The organism is Aliivibrio sifiae (assembly GCF_002954705.1).
Taxonomy (GTDB): domain Bacteria; phylum Pseudomonadota; class Gammaproteobacteria; order Enterobacterales; family Vibrionaceae; genus Aliivibrio; species Aliivibrio sifiae_A.
The window spans coordinates 383532-405277 of the sequence record NZ_MSCO01000002.1 but is presented as its reverse complement, the minus strand read 5'-3'; the positions used below and the strand labels follow the sequence as shown (position 1 = coordinate 405277).

Below are 21746 nucleotides of genomic sequence, written 5' to 3'. Positions count from 1 at the left end.
AAACATTTGATAGAAACTATACCTATACAAAAGCAATTATGGGGCAAGATCCCTTTTTTTTGAAAATGCATATAAAGATAAAGACTTATTAAACTCAATACAAAGACCAATTAAAAATACACACTTAAATCTAAACTACCCTATTGTTTCTGATAAAATAAAAGATGACATAAACAATTTTAAAATTGATAATTTCCAACTTTACCCAACAATCATAATTGATGACAATGGTGATTTTTATGACAATTTCTGGTTTTTTAATATTTTCAATAAGACAAATTTATTAAACTTAAAACATTGTATTATTGATGATTATGATGAAGATCATAAGCGACATGATATAGATAAATATTATCTTGATTCAAATAAATTAGACGTAATACCAGAGGAGCAGCGCTTAGTATTCATCCCAGAAAAGCAAGTGGTGTTCCAGTTTTCCTCCATCAAAAAATAGTTGATATATTTAATAAACATAAAGTAGATACTCTAAAGTTTATTAAAGTTTATTAAAGTTTCGAAATGGGTAAGCAATTCTAGTTCCTTAATCATAAACACCAGTTCTTTCGCTGGTGTTTTTGCTCCTACTAATTTTATACTTCTTCAATACAAAATATCTATCATTTTAATTAGACCACATAGAATAAGAAACAAACACTATGCGACTTCAGTGACGTATGATAGCCTAAAAAACTAATATTCTTGTTAGTGTTTTTATCTTACCTTTAATGCATTCAACCACTACATACAAAATACCTATCACCTTAGTTACTTTTTCTATTATTTTAGTGAGATTTAAAACCTTTAATCGCATAATATTATTATACAATAAATTCATATAAAAATATTATGGCTAACCAACTAATCGCATTTATTGCAAGTAATCAATTAAAAGACAGAAAATTCACACGATTGGTTTTTAATACAATCATTCTGCTTATTACACTTACAATCATGACTCTTGGTGCATCTGAGAACTATGATATTGATAACCTACTTACTGATGTAATAGACAGGATCATTATCTTTACCAGCATTTGTTATATGAGTACTTTGTATTCGTATGGTTACAAGAAGGCTCTATTTAAGCATCAATGGCAATTATTCCTCGTGTCTTACCTAACAGTTACGCAAGCTATGTATATTGTTGGTTATACTATTTTTTCTTTATATGGAAAAGTCACCATCTTATTTTTACTACCTTACTCTATATTTTGGCTATTATTCTATTGTTATATTATCTATACAATTAACAATCTAAAAAATGACTTAGAAGAATATATATAAACTAAAAAAGCCAGTGAGTTCACTGGCTTTTTATATCAAAAACAAAATCAATTACGCTACTTTTTTATTAATCCAATCATCACGATATACAAAAGCAACGCTATCATTTAAGGACACAGTTCTACTTACTGTTGTTGCATTTACACCAGAAGCATTTATACCATCAAGAGTAATTGTTATATTAGAATTTCTCCAAGCTGAAATATCTTCCGTAGTCGTAGTCCAAGTACCATCTCGTTGTACCTGTACGGTTTGATTAAAGTTCTTAGCACCTTGATCTACTGATTGAACAATAATATTAAGATTGTCCCCTTCAGCAAATCCTAAACTTGTGCCAGTGATAACTAAACGATCAGAATCATCAGTTCCTATAACATCATCTCCTGCTACAAGACCTAGTGTGATCTCGGGAGTTATTGCAACTTGCTCATTATATGCATCACCTTTATTACCAAACGCATTTTCATAATCTGCAGAAACGATTAAGTCTTTATAGCTTTCAACACCTACATTTAAAAAGACAATAGTCCCTATCCATTCAATAGCAAGGGGCGTCACAGAGCTAAAATCAATCGGTTGGCCTAAAGTTCCACTTACATTAGAGACATTTTCATTAAATCGGATAGTTACTTGAACACTATCACCATTTGACGGTGTTACCGGATTTAACGTGACACTTGAAACCGTTGGCTTCGCTGCCGAAAGGGTCGCCGTCTCTGTCACTGCTTTAGCAGCAATACTATGTTGATTTGAACCAGTGACCGTCGCAGTTACCTCACTATCAGGCCAACCAGTTAAATCTTGAGCTGCCATGCTCCAACTGCCATCACCTTGAATATTAGCTTCCGCGTTTTTTGTTTGAGCATCAACGTTGTTACTCAACACTAAGGTTACTTTTTGGCTGTCATCAAATCGAGAAGTGTCACCACTAACAACCACATTCGTAATATCGCTGCTGTTAATGACACTACCAGAAATCGCATCTACAGTGATTGATGGCGTTAAGTACACAACACCATTGGTTATTGAATCACCAAGGTTACCGTGAGTATCACTAAATCCTTGAACCGTATAGGCAAGCTCAGTATCTGTCGGTGATGCACTTAGAATAGAAACCTCTCCTATCCACTCGCTCGTATCTTGACCTGAAATCCATGTAACAGTGTTCACTCCAAGTTTAGCCTCCGCATTTAATGTCTCTTCAGAAAAATCGATGGTTATATTTACAGAGTCGCCACTATTTGCATAAGTAGGTGAGAAAGTCGCCTGCGTTATCAAGGGCCACCATTATCGACAAAGTAAGATGACATAATAACCTTACCCGTATTATTCCCAATAATATCTTGAGCTTCCGTTTCAATTTCAAATTTAGAAACATCGGGATAATTTACGTTTTTAGAATCAATAGTAAATGTATATACCTGACGGTAGCTATTACTTTTAGATGAATCTAACTGAAAATCAATATTAGCATCAGCGCGCTTTAATGGATTACCTGCATACCAATATACTTTATTGATAGGAGCAGTATCCGTTGTATTTATACCGCCAATATCTTCAATTGTTAATGTTGATTTGACGATACCTGAAATTGTAAAATCATTACCTGTAGGATCGGAAATAACGACACCATCCGGTTGAATATTATCAGGGGAAAGAGTCAAAGTAGGTGCATTTTTATCAATACTTTCCCCTCCTGAACCAAATACACGTACACCATTAACCACTGGGTCAGCCAGAGAGAAATGATCGGCCTGCTTTAAAGCAATAAACTCTTCAACACCATATTCTGTTGTCGTAATATCAAAGTAAGTTTGAGCTAAATCAGTTCTATATATATCTTCATTTAAATTCTGGTTACCAATAACAATTTGTCCATTAGCACCTTGACCATCAGCCTTGCCATCCATTAATAAGTCATCATAAATTGCTACGGCATAGTCAATACTATCAGTTCCAGATGCATTCCTAGATGCCATATCACCTAAACTTTCAACCAAAAAACGATGTTGATAATTGATACTAGGTTCAGTAGGAATGACACTATCTAACATCTCATTTGTTGCATACTGAGTCTGGGTAGGATTAAAACCAAAGAATGAATTTATTTGTGTATCTAAAGCCGAATTTACATCATTTAAAAGTTCTTTCGCTTTGGTTGAGGTTTGATAAATAAGATCTAATCCATTCCATTGATTCTCAAATAAACTCGTTTGATATGTAGATAATTCATCAATATATAGAACTTGAGATTCAGCCTCAGAGAAATAAACACCAAAATTAGCAATTTTTGATGGAGACCCATAATTAAAATCAATATTCTTTCTTGCTGATAAACCCGATTCCCATTGGTAGTAATAGGCTCCTGGGTTGGCCTGTAAAACTACTCTAAAAAAGTCATAACCAAAAGGGTTATAGGTCATTTCACATTCCGCAACATCAAGTGATTTTCCACCTGAGTTATTATCTACTTGTACTGTGGTACAACTCTTAAGAGAATTAAAATCATTATTTGCTTTCATTCCTTCAATTTTTGCCGTAACACCAATAAAAGGGGTCACCACTTTTAATTTTGGCTGATCAAACGTAGATCGGAAGTAAACATCAAGCGGTTCACTAAAATTACCAGAAGGATCTCCTACCGTAATACTCAATTTTTGAGAATAGGTTTCAGTTGTTGAGGTAAAGGTTGTTCCAAGGACATCTTTAGTAAAAGGAATATAATAAATAACCTCTGATACCCTTCCATCAGCCTCTTTAATTAAAGCTTCATGAGGTATGCTAGCCTCTACGCTATCTGTAGACGCAACTGTATTTTTACTCGTAACAAAATCATATTCAATCGCACCTGTACGTTTCCGAAAATAATCAACTCTTAATGTTAATTTATCCGCAGAAGAACCATAAGAGCCTGATGTATAAGGATCCGAAACTCGAACTTTTATATAAGGAATATTATTATCTTTAAGAAAATTAATATTAAAATCAGAAAAACTAGTGCCACTCGCGATCCCATCAGAGGCATAAGCAAAATTTATTTCTAGGATCTCCGTTGCATCATCTACCGTATCTTTGGTATACGTATAATCAGAATAAATACCCAATCTCGATGCATCAAAGCCACCAAGTGTCATAAAGTACATATCTGCATTAATTTCATCGGGATAAGAGACGGTTTCTCGAGGTAACTGATCATCCTTATAAACAATAAATTCGTCTTTTCCTATATTTCCTAATATATCTTCTGCTGTGATATTAAATGCCGTACTATCTCCGAAAGAATCCGTACTATAGATCTGACTAAATTTACACCATGTATTGACGCCGTCATTAATAGGAGAACAACTTAATAATGTTGCTTCTTGTGCTCCTAATTGAACGCTAATACTCTGTATTTCACTCGGATTTTTCTTTATAATACCTTCCAATGTATAGCTAGATGCTGTTGATTTAATCGCATCAGGAGAGATAACCTCAATAACTGGCGCAATATTATCCCAATCAAATTGAATCTTGACACCATTAATATTCGTATTACCAATTACATCTTCAGCGTAAATGACCAACCGTGATTGTACAAAATCATTGTCTTCAGTATCTGCATCCAACCTATCTATCGACTCGGTATAAATGTCCACATTTTCTTCTGTGTCCCGAACTCCTGATTGAAAGTTAGTGAGATCTAATTGACAATATATTCCAGAATGATCTTTAGGACATTCTTCTAATTCAGTCCAACGATCATCAAGATCTGACTCCATCTTCCATTCAAGAACCACTCGATTACTATCTACACCTATTTCATCAATTAATGACAGTTTAATAATATCGGTACCAGATAAAGTGTCAGAACCTAACCGAGTCACCTCCGGAGGATCTTGATCAATAGGAATTGAAGCTCTTGGAGCAACAACACTGTTAATTGAACCACTAGTTCCGAAATCATTTATTTGTCGACTAAAACTTTCATAATCGGAAACTGGTGTTCCAGATACATTTAATTGGTGATCACTAGTAACAATTAAAATATGCTGTGCCATCTCATGTGAGTAAAGATCAGAGGTAATAGGAACTTGCCCAAAAGAGATATCTTTCAATAAACCAGAACTGTCTAATTCAAGCCCATTAAGCTCCCCGTCAGCAACAATATCCCGATAACCAATATCTGCAAGGTGATAAGAAGTATAAAGTTCTTCACTATCATTTCCTGGATATTTTTTAATTAAATCATAAGAATAAGAGGAGTATCCAACCAACAATGCACCATACTTATGCCCTATAGATGCAAAACTACTTTGCCCTCCTGTCGTGATATCAATAGGTATTGTTGTATTCACATCAAAACCATACATACCTCTATACATTGCAATCGCATTACTAATCGCAGTAGCTACATTATTACCTTTATTAATATAATATTCAGTGAGTCCAGCGACTTGGTATGTTAGTGGCGTAATCATTATTGGTACTTCTGTTCCTTCCTCATAATTAACCACACTCGACATCACTATTGATTTATTATTACTTGCCGAGACAATATTTTTAGTTAACGGATCACGATACGCTCCTCCCTCAGCTTTAACAAAAAGCGGCATACTCGATGAATCAAGGCTTATAGAATATTGACCAGACGGATTAGTAATTGATTGCCCTAATTTCCGTCCTAATTTCCCATTATTGTATTCCCACACAGTAACCGTAGCACCCGAAACTGGCGCGTCAAATACATAACCAGAGACTGACCCCATAGTACGTACTGGTGGAGATGTATCTCCTTTTTCTCCCCCACAAGATGTAATAAAAGATAGAAATAAGATACTAATAAGTAATTTAAATAACGAGTTAAGACGCATAAGGCTATTTTTAGTAATTAAGGGAGATATTTGGAGGTATTATATTTACTGCTTTTTAAAATAACAACATGTCGATAAGAGTGGTAATATAGTTAAAATAACCATGGCTTTAGTTAAAGTAACTATTGCATTAACCTAAAATTGCCAACAATGATTTCAAACCCTTTATATATCACCTAAATAAAGGCCTATTTATCTTTAAAATAAATGGTGTAGAATCATAAAATCAGTATATTAAAAGTCAATTCTATGAAGTCTAAATATTTTACATTCATTTTTATCAATCTATTTATTCTTATGTCTGGATTTTACTTTATCTATAATTCTTCAAAAATTAACCAGAAGATAATACCTGAACCTCAAATACACCTTCCAATTAAAGTAAAAAAAGTAAAACCTATTTTTTCTGGTGAGGTAACCACATCTTTCTTTAGCTCAGCATTAAACAGTGGTTTATCTGTAGATCATATTCTAACGCTGACTGAATCACTTAAATATAGCATCAATTTTGTAAGAGGTATCCGACATGGAGATAAATTTAAAGTGATTCTAAATAATGAAGCAACAAAAATAGACACATTAATCCTTCATTCATCAAATCAGATACTTATAGCCAAGACAGATAAAAATGGTGTATTTCACGACCAAAATGGTGTTAATTTAAGCAATGACGGTATGGTTAGACCGCTAAAGAAGCATTATGCTATAAGTTCTCACTTCTCTAATCATCGAACTCACCCGATTCTTAAACGAATTCAGCCACACTTAGGGACTGATTTTAAGACCCCAGTTGGAACACCTACCTTCGCTATTAATAAAGGTGTCATTATAACTTCAAAATACCACCCAATTGCTGGTAATTACATCGTTATACAGCATGATAATTCAATTAAGACAAGATACCTCCACCTTAATAATAGAATGATCAGTAAGGGTGATGTTGTATATAAAGGACAGAAGATAGGATTAACTGGCAACACAGGTAGAACTACTGGTCCCCATTTACATTTCGAGTACTTAAAAAATGATATTCCCATAAACTTTGAAAAAACAAATAAAAAGAGTATTTGACATAACTATAATAAATGTAAATATAAAAAACTCAGATAACAACAAATCAACCATAACTATCATATTTAAAACGAACTATTCGTCTGGTAAATGAATAAACCGAAGAGATAAGAGCTGCAGGTTAAAAATAAAATCAATTATCTCAAATAAGGAACAAAAGAATAATTAATGTAAATATTAATAGTATACACTTTGGCTTTTGCGTGGTAATTATGTGAACCAAGATCACATTTGCACGATATACGTAGACATTTGCACGATATGCGTAGAAAAACATTATTTTTTTATATTCATTTTATATTTTAGTAGTACAATCAGTTTTATTATATAAAAGCACATAAAACATAATAATACATGACCACATGTAGATAATTGTTATTCGCTAGGTTGGAAAAACTCATGAATCTTCCTGATTTTGCACGGCGCCCTATTAGCCAAAATTTGCCTTGTGGGGTAAACCCTAATGCTCTTGACGACTTTTCAGAAATTAAACGTCAAGTTAATAAGCTTAATACAGTTACGTCTAAAATTTCATGGAAAATAGTTCATTCATTATCTAAAAATATCCTACTTAATGAAAGTAAAGACATCCGTTGTGCTTGTTACTACACCGTTTCAGCAACTCATGTGGATGGACTAAAAGGATTTGTTGGTGGTTTACAGGCATTATTCGATATTTGCCTCATTTATTGGTATTCCGCTTACCCAGAAGAAAGTAAGTCTACTGCTCGAATTGGTTCAATCGAGTGGCTGACTGAGCACGCCGTCCGTAAACAAAAAACATTAAAGATATCTCCTAGTGACTTACCTTTAATTGAAGAAGGACACAAATTAACACTTAAGATAGAAGAAGAATTACGCTCTCACTATGGAACAAAAAGCCCCTCTTTAGGAGGGATCCGTCGTATTTTCTCTCAGTGGATAGAAGAAATCCAAATACAAGAAGAAAAAGAGAAGAAAAGAGAAGAGTCCAAAGATAAAAAAAGCAAAAACACAGCAGAACCTAAAGGGATTAACGTTAATCTATCAATGCCAGCAATGAAAGCCCCTGTAACTAAAGTGGAAACCACTAACAAGCCAGAAAATAATTCAAAACCTTTACTTATCATTCTTATTGTTCTTGGCTTTTTTCTTTGTATGCTATTCGCTAATTTTTTCTATAGCGACAATCAAAAAAGAACATTACGTGAACAAATAGAAACGGCCAACATCGACGACATTGTTGCCCTTCTCCCCGAGTTAGAGCGTAAAGAAGATCCGATTAAACAATCGATCAAGTCCGATATTATCAAGCGAACTCAATGGTTAGTTTCAGGCTGGGAATTAGATCCTATAAGAGTGAATCAACTTCCAACTCTAACCTTTGCAGTAGATACACTGAAAACAATTTACCCAGATTCAGCTGCAGCAAAAAGTATGCAAGAAAAACTCACATCGCAAACCATAGAATTTGATAACGCATACAAGGGGATTAACCGCCAGTTTTTAAAATCAAGGACGGTGTTTGCTAACGCAAAATCTCAAGAAAAATCCATCATAAAAGCATATGACTACAGTAATTCTTTATTCCCCTTACTTGGTCGAATTGAATATGCAGAGAAAAAAATGACATCGGCAGAGATCGATAAAACACAGCGTTTACTCAATATTTACCAACACAAAATAAATACGCTAAAAGAAGAACTTTAGCCTTGTAACTCACTGTATTACTAACGTCAAACATAACAAAAAAGTAAAACTATGAAAAACACTTTAGTTAGAAGCCCGTTACTACTCTCAACACTTATTACTGTTTTTATACTGGCTGTATTATGTGGTTCTTATCTTCTTTGGTTTCCAGAAGCCGAAGTTATGCTTGTGTGGGGAACGGCGGGAGTCATTGGTCTGCTGTACTTATTATTTAATCTTACTTTATATATAAAAAAACGAAAAGGTAAGAATAATCAAGATATTGAGACAGAAGAAGAAACTCTATCAATGGTACTAAAGCCATTACTGCATAATGCCAAGCAAAAACCAATCTACTTAGTGATTGGTAATAAGGGATCAGGGAAAAACCAATTCCTCCATGTCTCTAATGCTATCAAACCAATGGATAAAGTGAAAAGTGTAAAAAATGACTTTTTTGAATGGTCTGAATCCGATTCTGCCGTCTATATCAAACCAAATCATCGTCTTGTTTTTCAAGAGATCTCAAGCACTGACAGTCTATTATGGCGAGCATTAATAACAGAAGTCATTAACCATAAACCAAGAAAACCATTTGCTGGTTGTTTATTATTAATCGATTTTGAATTCTTGATCGTCAATGAAGATGAACAAACTGACTATACACTCAACATACTTCTACAACGTTTAGACTCAATTAAAGAAAGTACAGGAGCTACTCTGCCTCTATACCTTGTGATGAGTAAATTGGATAAATTAGAAGGGTTTAAAGAGTACATCCATTTTAGCCCATTAAAATCAAGCATTGAGTTCCTTTCTATTCCATTAAAAGATGCGAAAGGTGCCATCCTAGATTATTTTCAAGATAGCTATAAAAACATCGTAAAAGTGATGGAAGTAAGTGCGCTCGACTCTTCATCACACACAAACAACGTCGATGAAAAACAAATAATTCTCGCTTTTCCTAAACAATTTGAGTTATGCCAAACAGAAATAAAACGCATTATTGAGCGTTTAAACGATTTAAATCAAGGCTCTTATTCTATTGATATTAGAGAGGTATTCTTCAGCTCAAGTCTTCAAGGCGGTCGTAAATATAACTTATTAGCAAAAAGCTGTAGTAATTACTTTAATTTACCAATCATTGCATCTGAACATGGGCAACTCACCGAGACTCCTTACTTTACTCGATTCTTAGTTGACTCAAAAGTATTGCCTGAAGCCGACTTTTCTAGTGAAAACCAAAATTACTTACGCCGAATTCAACAAAACAGTCGTTTGGCTTTCTTGGTCTCTATTGTTGTTCTTACCAGTGGTAGTTATTTTTTATTTCAAGCGTTAGAAAGTAATTTGCAGGTAATTAACCAGTTAATTGATGTAAAAGACAGCGATCATGAGCAATACAACTCTGCCGTATTCGAATCACAATTAACCAATGCTCAAGAAGGGATTGAACCGACTTATGGAACCTGGTTAAGCGGAAACAAAGCGCTTGATGACGAACTTTTATCGATGAAAGTCAGCCGTTTAGAACCAACAACTAAGATCGCATACCGAGCACTAATCGAGCAAATAAATACACAATTAATGCCGATTATTTCGGAAGCGTATCGAATTCAATTAACTAAAAATCAAAATGATATCTCCCTCTCTCTCCCTCTATTAAAGGGATACTTGATGTTAAATCAACCAAGTAAACGAGATATTCCTTACTTAAAACAGCAGACCTTTGATGTACTAACTCAATTACATTCAAGCCCTGAGACTGTAAAGAAAACCATGTCTTATTTGGATGCTTATTTCCGTACCAAGTTCATACCAATTTCCATTAACATGGATCTGGTTCGTGCGACTCGCCGTAACCTTCTAGCAAAATCAAACGTTGATTTGGTCTACCTTCAAATCTTAGAGCAAGCTAAAAGTTCAGATATTGACACGCTTAATCTACAGCGAGCGGTTGGGTTTGATTTTAATAATATTTTTAAGAATCCGATCAACAATAAGAGCTTAAATATCAACAAACTATACACGTCAACTGGGTTTAGTTCGTTCTATCGCCCACAAGTAGATTTACTCTCAAAACGAGTCATCTCCGACAACTGGGTGCTTGGATTATCAAAAAACATTATTCCAAGTGACGAAGAGCAAGAAGAATTTAAAGATAAAGTTCGTAAGAAATATACCGATGACTATATTAATTACTGGCGTAACGCGCTAAGCGAATTAAAAATAAAATCATACGACAATATCTATGACTTGACGAATGCGATAGATCTTATTTCTGGTCCATCATCACCAATGACAACGATCTTAAAACAGCTGTACGCAAATACACACTATTCACCGACTGGTGACATTGGATCGTTACTGGATCCAAAAAAGAATTTAAAAAATACTTTAGAAACAGCAACTGAGGCCGTAAAAGAGATAGTTAAACCCGATTACGTTTTAATGTCTCGAGTTGAACAAGCGTTTTCTTTATTAAATCAATTACAAATAAATGAAACGAAAAACTCCCCTACCCCTTGGGAAGATATCTTAACCTCTTTGAATTCATTGAGAACATACATTAAGGATATTGCTGATTCTCCAAATGTACATCAAGCAGCCTTAGACGCTGCAAGAGCTCGAATGATAAGATCGGAAGCCGACCCTCTTATTCGACTTAAACAAATTGCTCAGAAATCACCAGAGCCAGTACGCAGTTGGTTACTTGATATAGTAAATCAAACCTGGTCTGTGATGATCACAGAAGCCAAAAAAGGCATTCAAACAAAATGGTACAGTGAGGTATACAGCGTTTTCCGTCAAACTGGGTTAAACAAATACCCATTTGATGTTAATGCAAAAGAAGATATTTCATTAGAAGATTTCGAACAATTATTTGCCACTGGCGGCATATTAAATGTGTTCATTAAAGATAATCTTGCACCATTTTATGACACCAATTTATGGACGGCAAAACGAGTAGACGGACAAGTCATGTATCTATCGCCTGAACTGCTCGTTCAATTACGAAATTACAATGTAATACGCAACACAATGATCAATAAAAGCACCAATAAAGTACACATCCCTTTTAGTACTAAAGTTGTTGATCTTGATTCAAGTGCAATCCGAGCAAACATCAATGTGGGAAGCCATATGATGAGTTATTACCACGGCCCAAGTAAGGTTCAAGAGTTGCAATGGCCACCACAAAACGGAGATTTTGAGGTCAAAATTACCTTACAAGACGTAACAGATGAGGGTAAACAACATACCCTTTCTGAAAATGGACAGTGGGCTATCTATCGATTATTAGGGGATTCTACACTCTCTGATGTCACCAATAGTAGCTTTGTTAGCCATATTAAAGTGAGTGGTCGTGATATCAGTATGAAATTCACACCATTAACACAAAACAACCCATTTACTTTCTCTGAGCTATCGAACTTTAAGCTCCCAGAAGTAATTAACTAAGAAGATAAATTAAGGCAGGGAGTAACATGTCAAAGATGAATCTACAGGACTTAGATAAATTAGATCGGAGAATTATCTCCAATCTTTTATCAAATGGTAGAGAATCTATTGCGAACTTATCACGTAATGTTGGGTTGTCTAGAACAGCCGTTGCAGAACGAATTAATCGCTTAGAAAAGACAGGGGTTATAAAAGGGTATACAGCCCAAATACGAATAAATAGCGAGAATCATGCATCTTGTTATTTGTTAATTTCGTGTGTGGTTGGACAAAAAGATGGTGTCTCAGAAGCACTGAAAGAAATCCCTGAAGTAAAGATGACCAGTATTGTTGGTGGGGCTTATGACATTATTTCTTTGATTGAAGCACCCGATTTACATCGAATTCATTATCTCTCTAGTGAAATTGAATCGATAACGGGCATTAAAGAAGTGAAGAGTACTATCGTTTTACATCAGCCTGTTTGCCGATAAGTATTCCTAGGTCACTTAAAACTATTATAGAAAGCGAATAATAAGCGCCAACTTGTTGTTCGCTTTCTATCTTATCTATCTTTAATTACTGCCTACAATTTTAATGATTGTATCCTCCTTATCGATATTCCCTAGCCAATACGTTTGACCTAACACATTCCCAATCCCACCCCCTAATTCGTTCTCAGGAATAGTATTGTTCTTAACGGTTAACTTAAGATCCCATGCCATCGGGTCACATAAGATAAACTTCATTAGCCCTATTAACGTCTTGTGCAGTCGTCCTCCTGGTAAAAAGTTGGTATACGTATCAAAATCAATATCTTCGATGCATAAATTAAACTTTCCAGTAAGATCCGCCATACTCTTTCCTAGGTGCAAATCATTCCCTAATTGACAGTTCTTTTGATTCAACTTATTACGTTGTGAACCGGCGATCGTCACTCGACGATATACCCACTCTTCAATGTAAACATTGGGAAGTGAAAAGTAATGGGAAACGATACCAGAAACAAGCTTTGGTGAACGAGTACGCGTGGATAACTGGTTTACATAGGAAAGTAATTTAGCTCTATCTAAATCAACATCATTATTCTCTTGAATAACACTCGACAGACCAACTAAATGTAATAATCTTCCTGAGAATGGATCCGTTGCATCACTTTGATATTGAATATGATAACGATACTTTTTCCACACTCGATAAAGCATACTAATGTAACGATGATGAAAAAAATCAAAGAAATCTTTTACTGGATTATCGTCACTGTCTCGACCTGCCAGCTTTTCCGTATAAGACGCTGGTAGCGGAGAACTTGAGCCATGCAAGCCAAGGAAGTTCACTTCAATTTTTGTGTACACCTGATCATTACGTTCAACCTGAGCGATGTATTCTATATCGCTCTTGGGGAAACTCAGTTTTGGTGACACACTAAACTGTATGTACTCGTTTTTTACGTACTGATTTTCACCAATCGCATTAAATTCAATACCTGAAAAATTTTGATAGTGTTTTTCCAGTAAAGATACCGCTTGGAAAAAGCTGTACTCGCAAGGTTTATTAACAATATATTCAATCATAATATTGTCTGTTGCCCAGTTAAGCTCGGCCATTCATATTCTTCACCCGTATCCTCATCAAACACTTCAAGCTCAGTAAATGAATTGATACTCGAATACAATCGAATAAACTCGTTTAGAATACTAGCGAGTAAATACATATCCCCTTCATTCACAAAGTACGTTGAGTTCATCGCAACCTTAAACTTAACACCACGAATAGCAACGCCACGAAAGACTCTATCTGTTGGATTCATACTTGCAGACCTAATACCATCAAGACGGTGTATAGAGGCTCTGTGAGCCTGTCTATCAACACGAGAATGGAAGTCATAGGTTGATAGTAATACTTTTAACACATCAATATTAGCGAGTGATAAATAGTTTAAGGACATATTGGCAATAAGCTGCCACTGTAGTTCTCCATTCACCTGTGGACTAACAGATTGAGTCGGCTTTGTAATATTACTAAACGTGGCATAGGTTGGTGACTTGTGTGTGGTATAGATAACATCCCCCACAGATAAGCGTTCAGCTAAATCTGCATTGCTGCACACTAATTTAAGTAACACGGTTTCTGTCCCTAAATCCGATATTTGATTGTTGTGCGAATGAAAAGAGATATAACGTTCTAGCCCTCGCCCATTAATTCTTTCACTGACTTTTGTTTTATAAAAATCTCGTTTATCGCGCTGATTTATTTGATGTTCAAACGATTCAAATTCAATTAGCTGTTTCCTACGGCGCTCTGCTTTACTCCAACTTTCTACATTTTCAACTGAGTAAACTTCATAGTGCTCCTGATTTGAACTTTGAGGACGGACTTTGTAATCATTACGTTGATGATCAAGACGGATAGGATCACCATCTTGTTCGAATAAGTTCACCGCTGGTGTGCAATGCAATTTTAAATGCTTATCTTTTAAAACCACTTCAGAAGGCAAGGCTCTCGAAAAAACAAAGGACAATTTGACCGTACTGCGCTGTGGTATCCCGCTTAACCATTCAAGACCTTTAATATCAAAAAACATGAATTTATCAGGTAAAGAGAAGTACTCTTGTAATAAGCGATACCCTGAAAATGAGTTTTTGCTGTATGGCAAAATTGCTTCATCGTCATCAAAGCCCACAGGGGTAACTTGATCGGCTCGAATACGATGTTTATAACCGCCACCAACATCTAACTCTACATACTCTAAATAGCGGAATAACCAAAGATATAAACTGCGAGTAATATGCTGCTCACCATTTAAATGAAAACGTAATGTATCTAATTTTATGCGAGACAGTTCTAACCCATTATTTGCTGCTAATGTCACATGAACAGAAGAATTGGTGCGACTGTTATTTTGCTCTATCTGTTGAATACTAAGTGGATATAAAGCAACGTCATAACACGTTCTAAATAAGCATTGAGTGCCTTCAACTTGCTCACTTGCCATTTCTGCACCACGGTTTACGATGGTCTTTTCTGTTACGCTTCCTGAATGAGGAGTAAGTTCACTAATGCACATTGAAGGCACTGAACGCATGTAATGAGGCCAAAGCAATGAGATTAATGACTGTGTTAATTCTGGTAGTTCATCATCGATTTTTTCGCGTACACGACCGGTTAAAAAAGCAAAGCCTTCAAGTAAACGCTCCACATCGGGATCAAAGGTTCCTTCAGATAAAAAGTTAGTCAGCTTAGGGTGATATTTTGCAAATTCACTGCCTGCTTCTTTTAAATAAGCCAGTTCATCTTGAAAATACTTACTGTTACTCACTACTCTCTCCTACTAAACGTTAAATTGTCCATCGACGCCCATGAATATATTAATTGACATTGGGACTTTACCGCCGTTGTGCATTACTTCTCCGCCAATACCAAAGCTTAATTGCAGTGGGTTGTGATTATCTTGGCGATAGTGAACCTCAACATTTTTCAGTCTTGGTTCAAATTTTTCAATTGATGTTCGAATGTTTTGCTGAATATTACGAACCAAATTCGTGTTATTTGATAGCACATCATTAAAATCAGGCAGTCCGTATTCATTATCTATCATGGCGTTCCCTGCGTGAGTATTCAGTAAATCAGCAAGGTGGAGATGAATTGATTCTATCAGATGTTTGTGGGAGACCACTTTCTCATAGCAGTTTTTGGGTTCGCCCAATTCAATTCGCTCTAAAAGCCGGTAACCTTTTTCCATAATGACTTCTTAAAAAATAAGCGGTCGGCTCAACCTGACCGCTTATATACGGTGACAAATTAGTTCTGATCTAATTTACCAACTAGTGACAAGTCAAAACTTGCCCCCATGTATTTGAAATGCGGACGTACAGACATTGATACTTTATACCAACCTGGATCGCCTTCAACTTCAGATACTTCCAGTTTTGCAGCACGTAATGGACGACGGCCGCGAACTTCTGCTGGTGGGTTCTCTTGATCAGATACGTATTGACGGATCCACTTGTTTAATTCAATTTCTAGATCAGAGCGCTCTTTCCATGAACCAATTTGTTCACGTTGCAGTACTTTGATGTAATGAGCTAAACGGTTGATAATGAACATGTATGGCAATTGAATACCTAACTTGTAGTTCATTTCAGCTTGCTTACCTTCTGGTGTATTCGGGAATATTTTTGCTTTTTGCACTGAATTCGCAGAGAAGAACGCTGCATTATCAGAGCCTTTACGCATAGTTAGAGCAATAAACCCTTCTTCTGCTAGTTCGTATTCACGACGGTCTGAAATTAAGATCTCTGTTGGGATCTTAGTTTCGATTTGCCCCATAGATTCGTAATTATAAACAGGTAAGTCAGCAACAGTACCCCCACTTTGTGGACCGATAATGTTTGGACACCAACGATATTTCGCAAATGACTCACTAATTTTAGACGCCATCGCATACGCTGAATTACCCCAAAGGTAGTTATCATGACCATCTTGAACTTGTTCATCATAATCAAATGCTTTAATTGGGTTATCTTCTACTGAATACGGTGTACGTAGCATCATACGTGATGTACAAAGACCAACATAACGTGCATCTTCATGCTCACGGAAACCGCGCCATTTAGTGTACTGAGGACCTTCAAATACAGACTTAAGATCTTTTAAGTTAGGTAGGTCTTCGTAGCTATCTAAACCAAAAAACTTAGCTGATGCTGAAGTAATAAATGGAGCATGAGACATTGCGCCTACATTCGCCATGTATTCCATCAGTTTCACATCAGGTGATGATGCAGACATTTGGAAATCACAAATCACAGCACCAACTGGTTTACCACCAAATTGACCGTATTCACGCGTATAGATTTGCTTATAAAGGCCAGATTTAACGACTTCTGGAGCATCTTCAAAGTCATCTAATACTTCGTCTTTTTTCGCTGAAATCAATTCAATTTGAATGTTTTCACGGAAATCGGTGTGATCAACCAGGTATTTCAAACCACGCCATGTTGATTCAATTGCTTGAACCTCTTCATTGTGAAGAATAGCATCCACTTGCTTAGACAGTTTTTGGTCAATCTCAGAAATCATTAAATCAACTAATGATTGCTCAACTTTACTGTCGGTATTTTTGCTGCTTAACAATTCACCGATGAATGCTTCTACGCCACGCTTTGCAACATCAAAACCTTCATCACTTGGCTTTAAACGCGTTTCATTAAGAATACTGTCTAATAACGAACCGGATTCAACCAATGTTGCTTCTTGTTCGGGAGCTTGTGCTTCTGTTGTCATAATACCCTCTACTCAGCCTTTTCTTCTTTATCTGCACCAAGATTTAGCTCTTCAAGTAACTTTTGACGAGCTTCTTCATCTTGAAGTACTGCAGCAATTTTCTTACGAAATGCTGGTACGTTTCCTAGTGGACCTTTCAAGGCAACAAGTGCTTCACGCAGTTCAAGTAAACCATTTAATTCAGGTACACTTTTAGCGATAGCTTCTGGTGAGAAATCTTTCATGCTGTTAAACGTAAGGTCAACACCAAGTTGAGCACCTTCTTCACCACTTAGTTCATTACTTACGTTTACTTTTACGTTTGGAGAGTAGCCTTCCAATACATCATTAAAGTTATCTTTATCAATATTGATTGGAGTACGATCTTCAATTGGCGTCTCATCAGCACGAGCAGTAAAGTCACCAACGACCATCATACTTAGCGGTAATTCAACATCTTCTTGCACATCGCCTGTCGCTGGGACATAACGTATATTAATTCGCTCTTTAGGAGCAACCGAGCCATCGCGGGACATAATTCTTCCTTATTTTCATCTATTTATTTGTTATTAATGGTTAGCCATTGTTGGTACTTTTCAGGAACCAAATCCTTAGATGGATACATTTCCGTCATTGTTTTCTCAACCAACGTATCAAGCTGATTACATAAATGAGGCTCCCAACTCATTAAATTTATTTCTTCTCTTATCGCCCATATTTTTTCAATGTGAGGTAAGCACAAAGGAAACAAGCCTACGAGGTGGTACGCTTTTATTAATTTCAATTGCAACATAAACTGCCCACGTCCAGACGTATCAGTCGCTAAACCTTGGGCAATGGTGGAAACATAATCACCTAATGTCGCTAAGGTAATATCACCTTCAGATAAGGTTTCCTCATCTGTTAATTCAAAAGGCATTGGCACCAACGCCGCGGGGGTAATCGCAGTGCGTGGTGTCAGCCATTTAAGGGTTGCTTCATCAGCAAAAGGCACTGAATTAGCGAACATTAACTCTTCAACGCCACTTAACTCTTGAGTGAATAATACCGTTTCTTGTTTTACTGCTTCAGCCGCAGAATCATGACCCAAATTATTCAACATCAGATACATAAGATGATGACCACTTAGCCAAAAAGGTGCATCCGTCAAGGTTTTTTCAAGACGTTTGATCACTTCAGGATCGGTTTCTTGCTTTGATTTTTCTTTATATTCAGAAAGCTGATCTTGTGATACAGCTAAACTTATCGGTGTTTTTTTCTCATTATCGTGTGGAGGTAATTCATCCACATCACACCATGTAGAATAACGATGTAAACGATAAGCTAAAGAAGCACCGATATTAGAGTGCAGCATAAACTCAGCGACTTTTTTTAATGTTCTTTTTGATGCGCTAGGGCTTGAAAAATCCGTATCTATATCGACTTCTTGTCTAACCGCTTCTGGTTTTTTTACTACTGCCGTCACCGGTGTTGGAATCACCGTTTTAGGTGTTTTCTCAATAACCGTCTCAACCACATCTGGTTGCTTCAAGTCTTGAACAACAGGCGTTATCGTCCCCTCTCCAGTTTGTGGTAAACGCTCCATAATGGCGTTAACCGCAGAACGAACAACAAAGAACTCTACATCTGAGTCTGAAAATGCATCTTTATATTTATCATCAATCTCAGAAATTAAGGTTAAACACACCGACCCTTGCTCCCACGACACTGCCGCAGTATTTAATTTTGGTAATACACTTTCAATTTGAGAAATAAACCATTCTATTGCACCGTCTCTCGCTCGCTTTCGTCGTGGATATAATCCATCACTAAACGTCGTTAAACTTTGTAAAAGTAACGAGAGTCCGGTTTTAAACCCGTCAAACCCTTTTCTTTCGATCAGCGCTCGAGTTAAGTAACAAATGGCTTTTAAATCTTTACTATAAGTGGTTAATACTTCAGTTGCGTTCGCTTCAACAATTTTCCAATCAACCGTTTCACCAAACAATGAACCAAACTTTTTGATCTCAAATTCCATTAGCTCATAACAGAATTCATATTTCGCTTCTTCACCAGAGGGAGACGTTTCATTGATCGGTTTTAAAAGTGTCTCAATATCAAAATTCATTGCCATTAGAGTGTTACCTGTTTTTGATAAGCATTTAAGGCTTTCTCTATCTCAAGTGCACCTTCAGCGGGAACATCTTGCTGAAAGCTTTGTTCAAGCGACTCTCTTGCTAGATTTTTTAATAACAGTGACACTTCTTTGAAGCGAGATGGCGCGTTTTCATGCAAGTCTGATAGTGCTGTATTAAGCTTATCGCTTTTGAACATTAACTCACCAGTCACCGTACCAAAGAGCACATATTCACTGCGGTCTATTATTAGTTCTGTTCTTTTAGAGGTCAGTTCTACTGTATCGCCAAAAAGCGCGATGGTTTGATTTATTTCATCAATCGCTTTCGAGTAGAAATGGTTCTCAGCGTTTTTATTTACAGATTCAAACACTTTATTTAGAATTTCTTGTGGAAGTACATAAGCATAAAAATAAGATTCTGCTTGTGTTTTCACCCACTCAGTACGTAAATATTTCTCTACGTCTTTTGAATCACCAGACATTATAATATCGGCTAAAGCTTGATCTTCTTTGCCCAGTGAATAAGTGTATTTCTGACGTTCTAGCATTAGGTTATTTAACCCTTTCATTAATTTACTTAGACGTCGGTTCACAGAAGAGGAGATAACTGCATTACGGTTAAGATGGTCATTCAGAGCAACCATGTCTTTTCTTATCGAGCTGAGCTCTTGTCTTTGACGCTCTTCACTTTCACGTCTCTTTATTAAATTGTCTTTTTCTTTGTTATACCAAAACTCAATTTGATTATTTTTAACATCAACCGCTTCTCGATAAGGTGCTAATGCTAATAAATCGCCTTCATTGTCGTCTAACGCGTTAGTGATTTCCCATGGCGGTTTTATTAGGAAAGCGGCCATTTGTGCGGGTTTTATTTTTGATGTTCCGATCACAGGCGCTGTTTGTGGCAATAAATAACTGGATAGCATTACACCAGTAATAACCAAAACACTAGCAATTAACGCCACTTCTAAATACTTAAACATCCCAAGACGCAAAGGCTCAAAGCTGTTTTCTTTTCGTAATACCAAATCGGCATTGCGTAATCGCGTGAAAATTGGCGCGTGATTATTGGTACGCATCGCATCAATATCAATTTTTGCTAATGCTTGAGCAAAAGCAATCGGTGTTAATTTATGGCCTCGCGGTTTTGTTACAATTAGGCGTAATAATAGCCATACTGACTTTGGTATCTGGTGCGGTCTTTTTCGTTGCGTGAGAATTGCTTTCCAATCAGAGTTTTCTGTATACCCAATAAATAAGCAACACGTCAGTATTGCCATTGAATAAACATCGTCTTGAGGATCGGACTTTCCTGTTTCTAAAAATAATGGGGACGCATAAGATAAGCTTGCTTCAGAATATTCTTTACCTTCTCCTGAATATTGTGCAGCCCCAAAATCAATAAGCCTAATACCATCATCTTCGCACACAATAATATTAGAAGGTTTGATATCTAAATGACACACACCCTTGGTGTGCATATATTCTAATGCACCTGCTAATTGATATATTAACCAAGCAACATGGTCATGACGAAAGCCTTTATTACCGTGTCGAGAAAGTTTTTCAGATAAAGATTCACCTTGAACCCATTTATACATAAAATAAGGACGATCGAATTCATTACCCAGTTTAATAAATTCAGCAATGCTTGGATGTTGTGATATTTCAAGGTGCGTTGCTTCGGCTATAAACATTGAACAAGCGTACTCTGGCGCGTTTTCATTCAATACCTTACAACAGATCTGTTTCTCTGGTTCACCTTTTTTAGCTAGATGATATAACGTCGTTTTGGTATTTTTAGATTCAATCGTATCTAATACATCGAATTGTGAAAATAATACATGCTCCAACCTTGGCTTATTTTTTTCAGCCAATGCTTGCTCATATTTTTTCTTTTTTTCGATCGCTTTTACAACTAACTGATTAATAAATTCGTTAGCTGATCCCTGCTGTTTAGACACTTATTATTCTCTTTAATACCAAACCGAATTAATGAGGCTTGATTTTAATGAGTTAGTGTATGGTTTTTCAATACTGTAAAACAAAAC

The 21746-nt window shown here is 36.1% G+C and carries 13 protein-coding genes; 4 read left to right on the top strand and 9 right to left on the bottom strand.

The genetic code is table 11. The features are described 5' to 3' along the window. Positions 1 to 1335: 1335 nt before the first annotated feature. Positions 1336 to 2562: a hypothetical protein gene (locus BTO22_RS12755; protein WP_105055859.1), complete on the bottom strand. Its 1227-nt coding sequence runs from the start codon at positions 2560 to 2562 to the stop codon at positions 1336 to 1338. Beyond that, a complete protein-coding gene (locus BTO22_RS12750) occupies positions 2559 to 6137 on the bottom strand; it encodes a hypothetical protein (RefSeq protein WP_146107539.1) in 3579 nt (1192 codons plus the stop codon). The genes BTO22_RS12755 and BTO22_RS12750 overlap by 4 nt, the downstream gene beginning before the upstream one ends. A gap of 249 nt (positions 6138 to 6386) precedes the next feature. On the opposite strand from BTO22_RS12750, the gene BTO22_RS12745 reads away from it, so the two are divergent. The 4 genes from BTO22_RS12745 (at position 6387) to BTO22_RS12730 (ending at position 12811) form a co-directional block, all read left to right on the top strand. Further along, positions 6387 to 7208: a peptidoglycan DD-metalloendopeptidase family protein gene (locus BTO22_RS12745; RefSeq protein WP_105055857.1), complete on the top strand. Its 822-nt coding sequence runs from the start codon at positions 6387 to 6389 to the stop codon at positions 7206 to 7208. 399 nt (positions 7209 to 7607) lie between these two features. Further along, on the top strand, positions 7608 to 8897 hold the full coding sequence (locus tag BTO22_RS12740; protein WP_105055856.1) for a type VI secretion system ImpA family N-terminal domain-containing protein: 1290 nt from the start codon (positions 7608 to 7610) through the stop codon (positions 8895 to 8897). A 51-nt stretch (positions 8898 to 8948) separates the two neighbouring features. Continuing rightward, complete coding sequence (gene tssM / locus BTO22_RS12735) at positions 8949 to 12338, top strand: type VI secretion system membrane subunit TssM (RefSeq protein WP_105055855.1); 3390 nt, start codon at positions 8949 to 8951, stop codon at positions 12336 to 12338. A 26-nt stretch (positions 12339 to 12364) separates the two neighbouring features. Beyond that, entirely contained in the window at positions 12365 to 12811 is a 447-nt protein-coding gene (locus tag BTO22_RS12730; RefSeq protein ID WP_105055854.1) for an Lrp/AsnC family transcriptional regulator, read from the top strand. An 81-nt stretch (positions 12812 to 12892) separates the two neighbouring features. Here BTO22_RS12730 and tssG read toward each other — a convergent pair whose 3' ends face one another. Genes tssG through BTO22_RS12695 form a run of 7 tightly spaced genes read right to left on the bottom strand, consistent with a single transcriptional unit; the run spans position 12893 to position 21659 of the window. After that, complete coding sequence (tssG, locus tag BTO22_RS12725) at positions 12893 to 13891, bottom strand: type VI secretion system baseplate subunit TssG (RefSeq protein WP_105056558.1); 999 nt, start codon at positions 13889 to 13891, stop codon at positions 12893 to 12895. Continuing rightward, positions 13888 to 15636 carry a type VI secretion system baseplate subunit TssF gene (gene tssF, locus BTO22_RS12720; RefSeq protein WP_105055853.1) on the bottom strand — a complete coding sequence of 583 codons (1749 nt, stop codon included), beginning with the start codon at positions 15634 to 15636 and terminating at the stop codon, positions 13888 to 13890. Before tssF ends, tssG begins: the two co-directional genes overlap by 4 nt. A 12-nt stretch (positions 15637 to 15648) precedes the next feature. Then, positions 15649 to 16059, bottom strand: coding sequence for a type VI secretion system baseplate subunit TssE (gene tssE / locus BTO22_RS12715; RefSeq protein ID WP_060992969.1), 411 nt, complete (start codon positions 16057 to 16059; stop codon positions 15649 to 15651). A 59-nt stretch (positions 16060 to 16118) separates the two neighbouring features. After that, positions 16119 to 17600 carry a type VI secretion system contractile sheath large subunit gene (gene tssC, locus BTO22_RS12710; RefSeq protein ID WP_105055852.1) on the bottom strand — a complete coding sequence of 494 codons (1482 nt, stop codon included), beginning with the start codon at positions 17598 to 17600 and terminating at the stop codon, positions 16119 to 16121. Positions 17601 to 17608: 8 nt separating this feature from the next. Next, positions 17609 to 18115, bottom strand: a complete 507-nt coding sequence (gene tssB, locus BTO22_RS12705; protein ID WP_060992967.1) for a type VI secretion system contractile sheath small subunit — start codon at positions 18113 to 18115, stop codon at positions 17609 to 17611. A 23-nt stretch (positions 18116 to 18138) separates the two neighbouring features. Beyond that, on the bottom strand, positions 18139 to 19686 hold the full coding sequence (gene tssA / locus BTO22_RS12700; RefSeq protein WP_374954023.1) for a type VI secretion system protein TssA: 1548 nt from the start codon (positions 19684 to 19686) through the stop codon (positions 18139 to 18141). A gap of 5 nt (positions 19687 to 19691) precedes the next feature. Next, entirely contained in the window at positions 19692 to 21659 is a 1968-nt protein-coding gene (locus BTO22_RS12695) for a protein kinase domain-containing protein (RefSeq protein ID WP_105055850.1), read from the bottom strand. Between the last annotated feature and the right edge of the window lie 87 nt (positions 21660 to 21746).

Excerpts from the sequence above, each read along its gene's own strand:
- BTO22_RS12750 (WP_146107539.1), bottom strand. The coding sequence starts at position 6,137 with ATGCGTCTTAACTCGTTATTTAAATTACTTATTAGTATCTTATTTCTA.
- BTO22_RS12745 (WP_105055857.1), top strand. The coding sequence starts at position 6,387 with ATGAAGTCTAAATATTTTACATTCATTTTTATCAATCTATTTATTCTT.
- BTO22_RS12740 (WP_105055856.1), top strand. The coding sequence starts at position 7,608 with ATGAATCTTCCTGATTTTGCACGGCGCCCTATTAGCCAAAATTTGCCT.
- tssM (WP_105055855.1), top strand. The coding sequence starts at position 8,949 with ATGAAAAACACTTTAGTTAGAAGCCCGTTACTACTCTCAACACTTATT.
- BTO22_RS12730 (WP_105055854.1), top strand. The coding sequence starts at position 12,365 with ATGTCAAAGATGAATCTACAGGACTTAGATAAATTAGATCGGAGAATT.
- tssG (WP_105056558.1), bottom strand. The coding sequence starts at position 13,891 with ATGATTGAATATATTGTTAATAAACCTTGCGAGTACAGCTTTTTCCAA.
- tssE (WP_060992969.1), bottom strand. The coding sequence starts at position 16,059 with ATGGAAAAAGGTTACCGGCTTTTAGAGCGAATTGAATTGGGCGAACCC.
- tssC (WP_105055852.1), bottom strand. The coding sequence starts at position 17,600 with ATGACAACAGAAGCACAAGCTCCCGAACAAGAAGCAACATTGGTTGAA.
- tssB (WP_060992967.1), bottom strand. The coding sequence starts at position 18,115 with ATGTCCCGCGATGGCTCGGTTGCTCCTAAAGAGCGAATTAATATACGT.
- tssA (WP_374954023.1), bottom strand. The coding sequence starts at position 19,686 with ATGAATTTTGATATTGAGACACTTTTAAAACCGATCAATGAAACGTCT.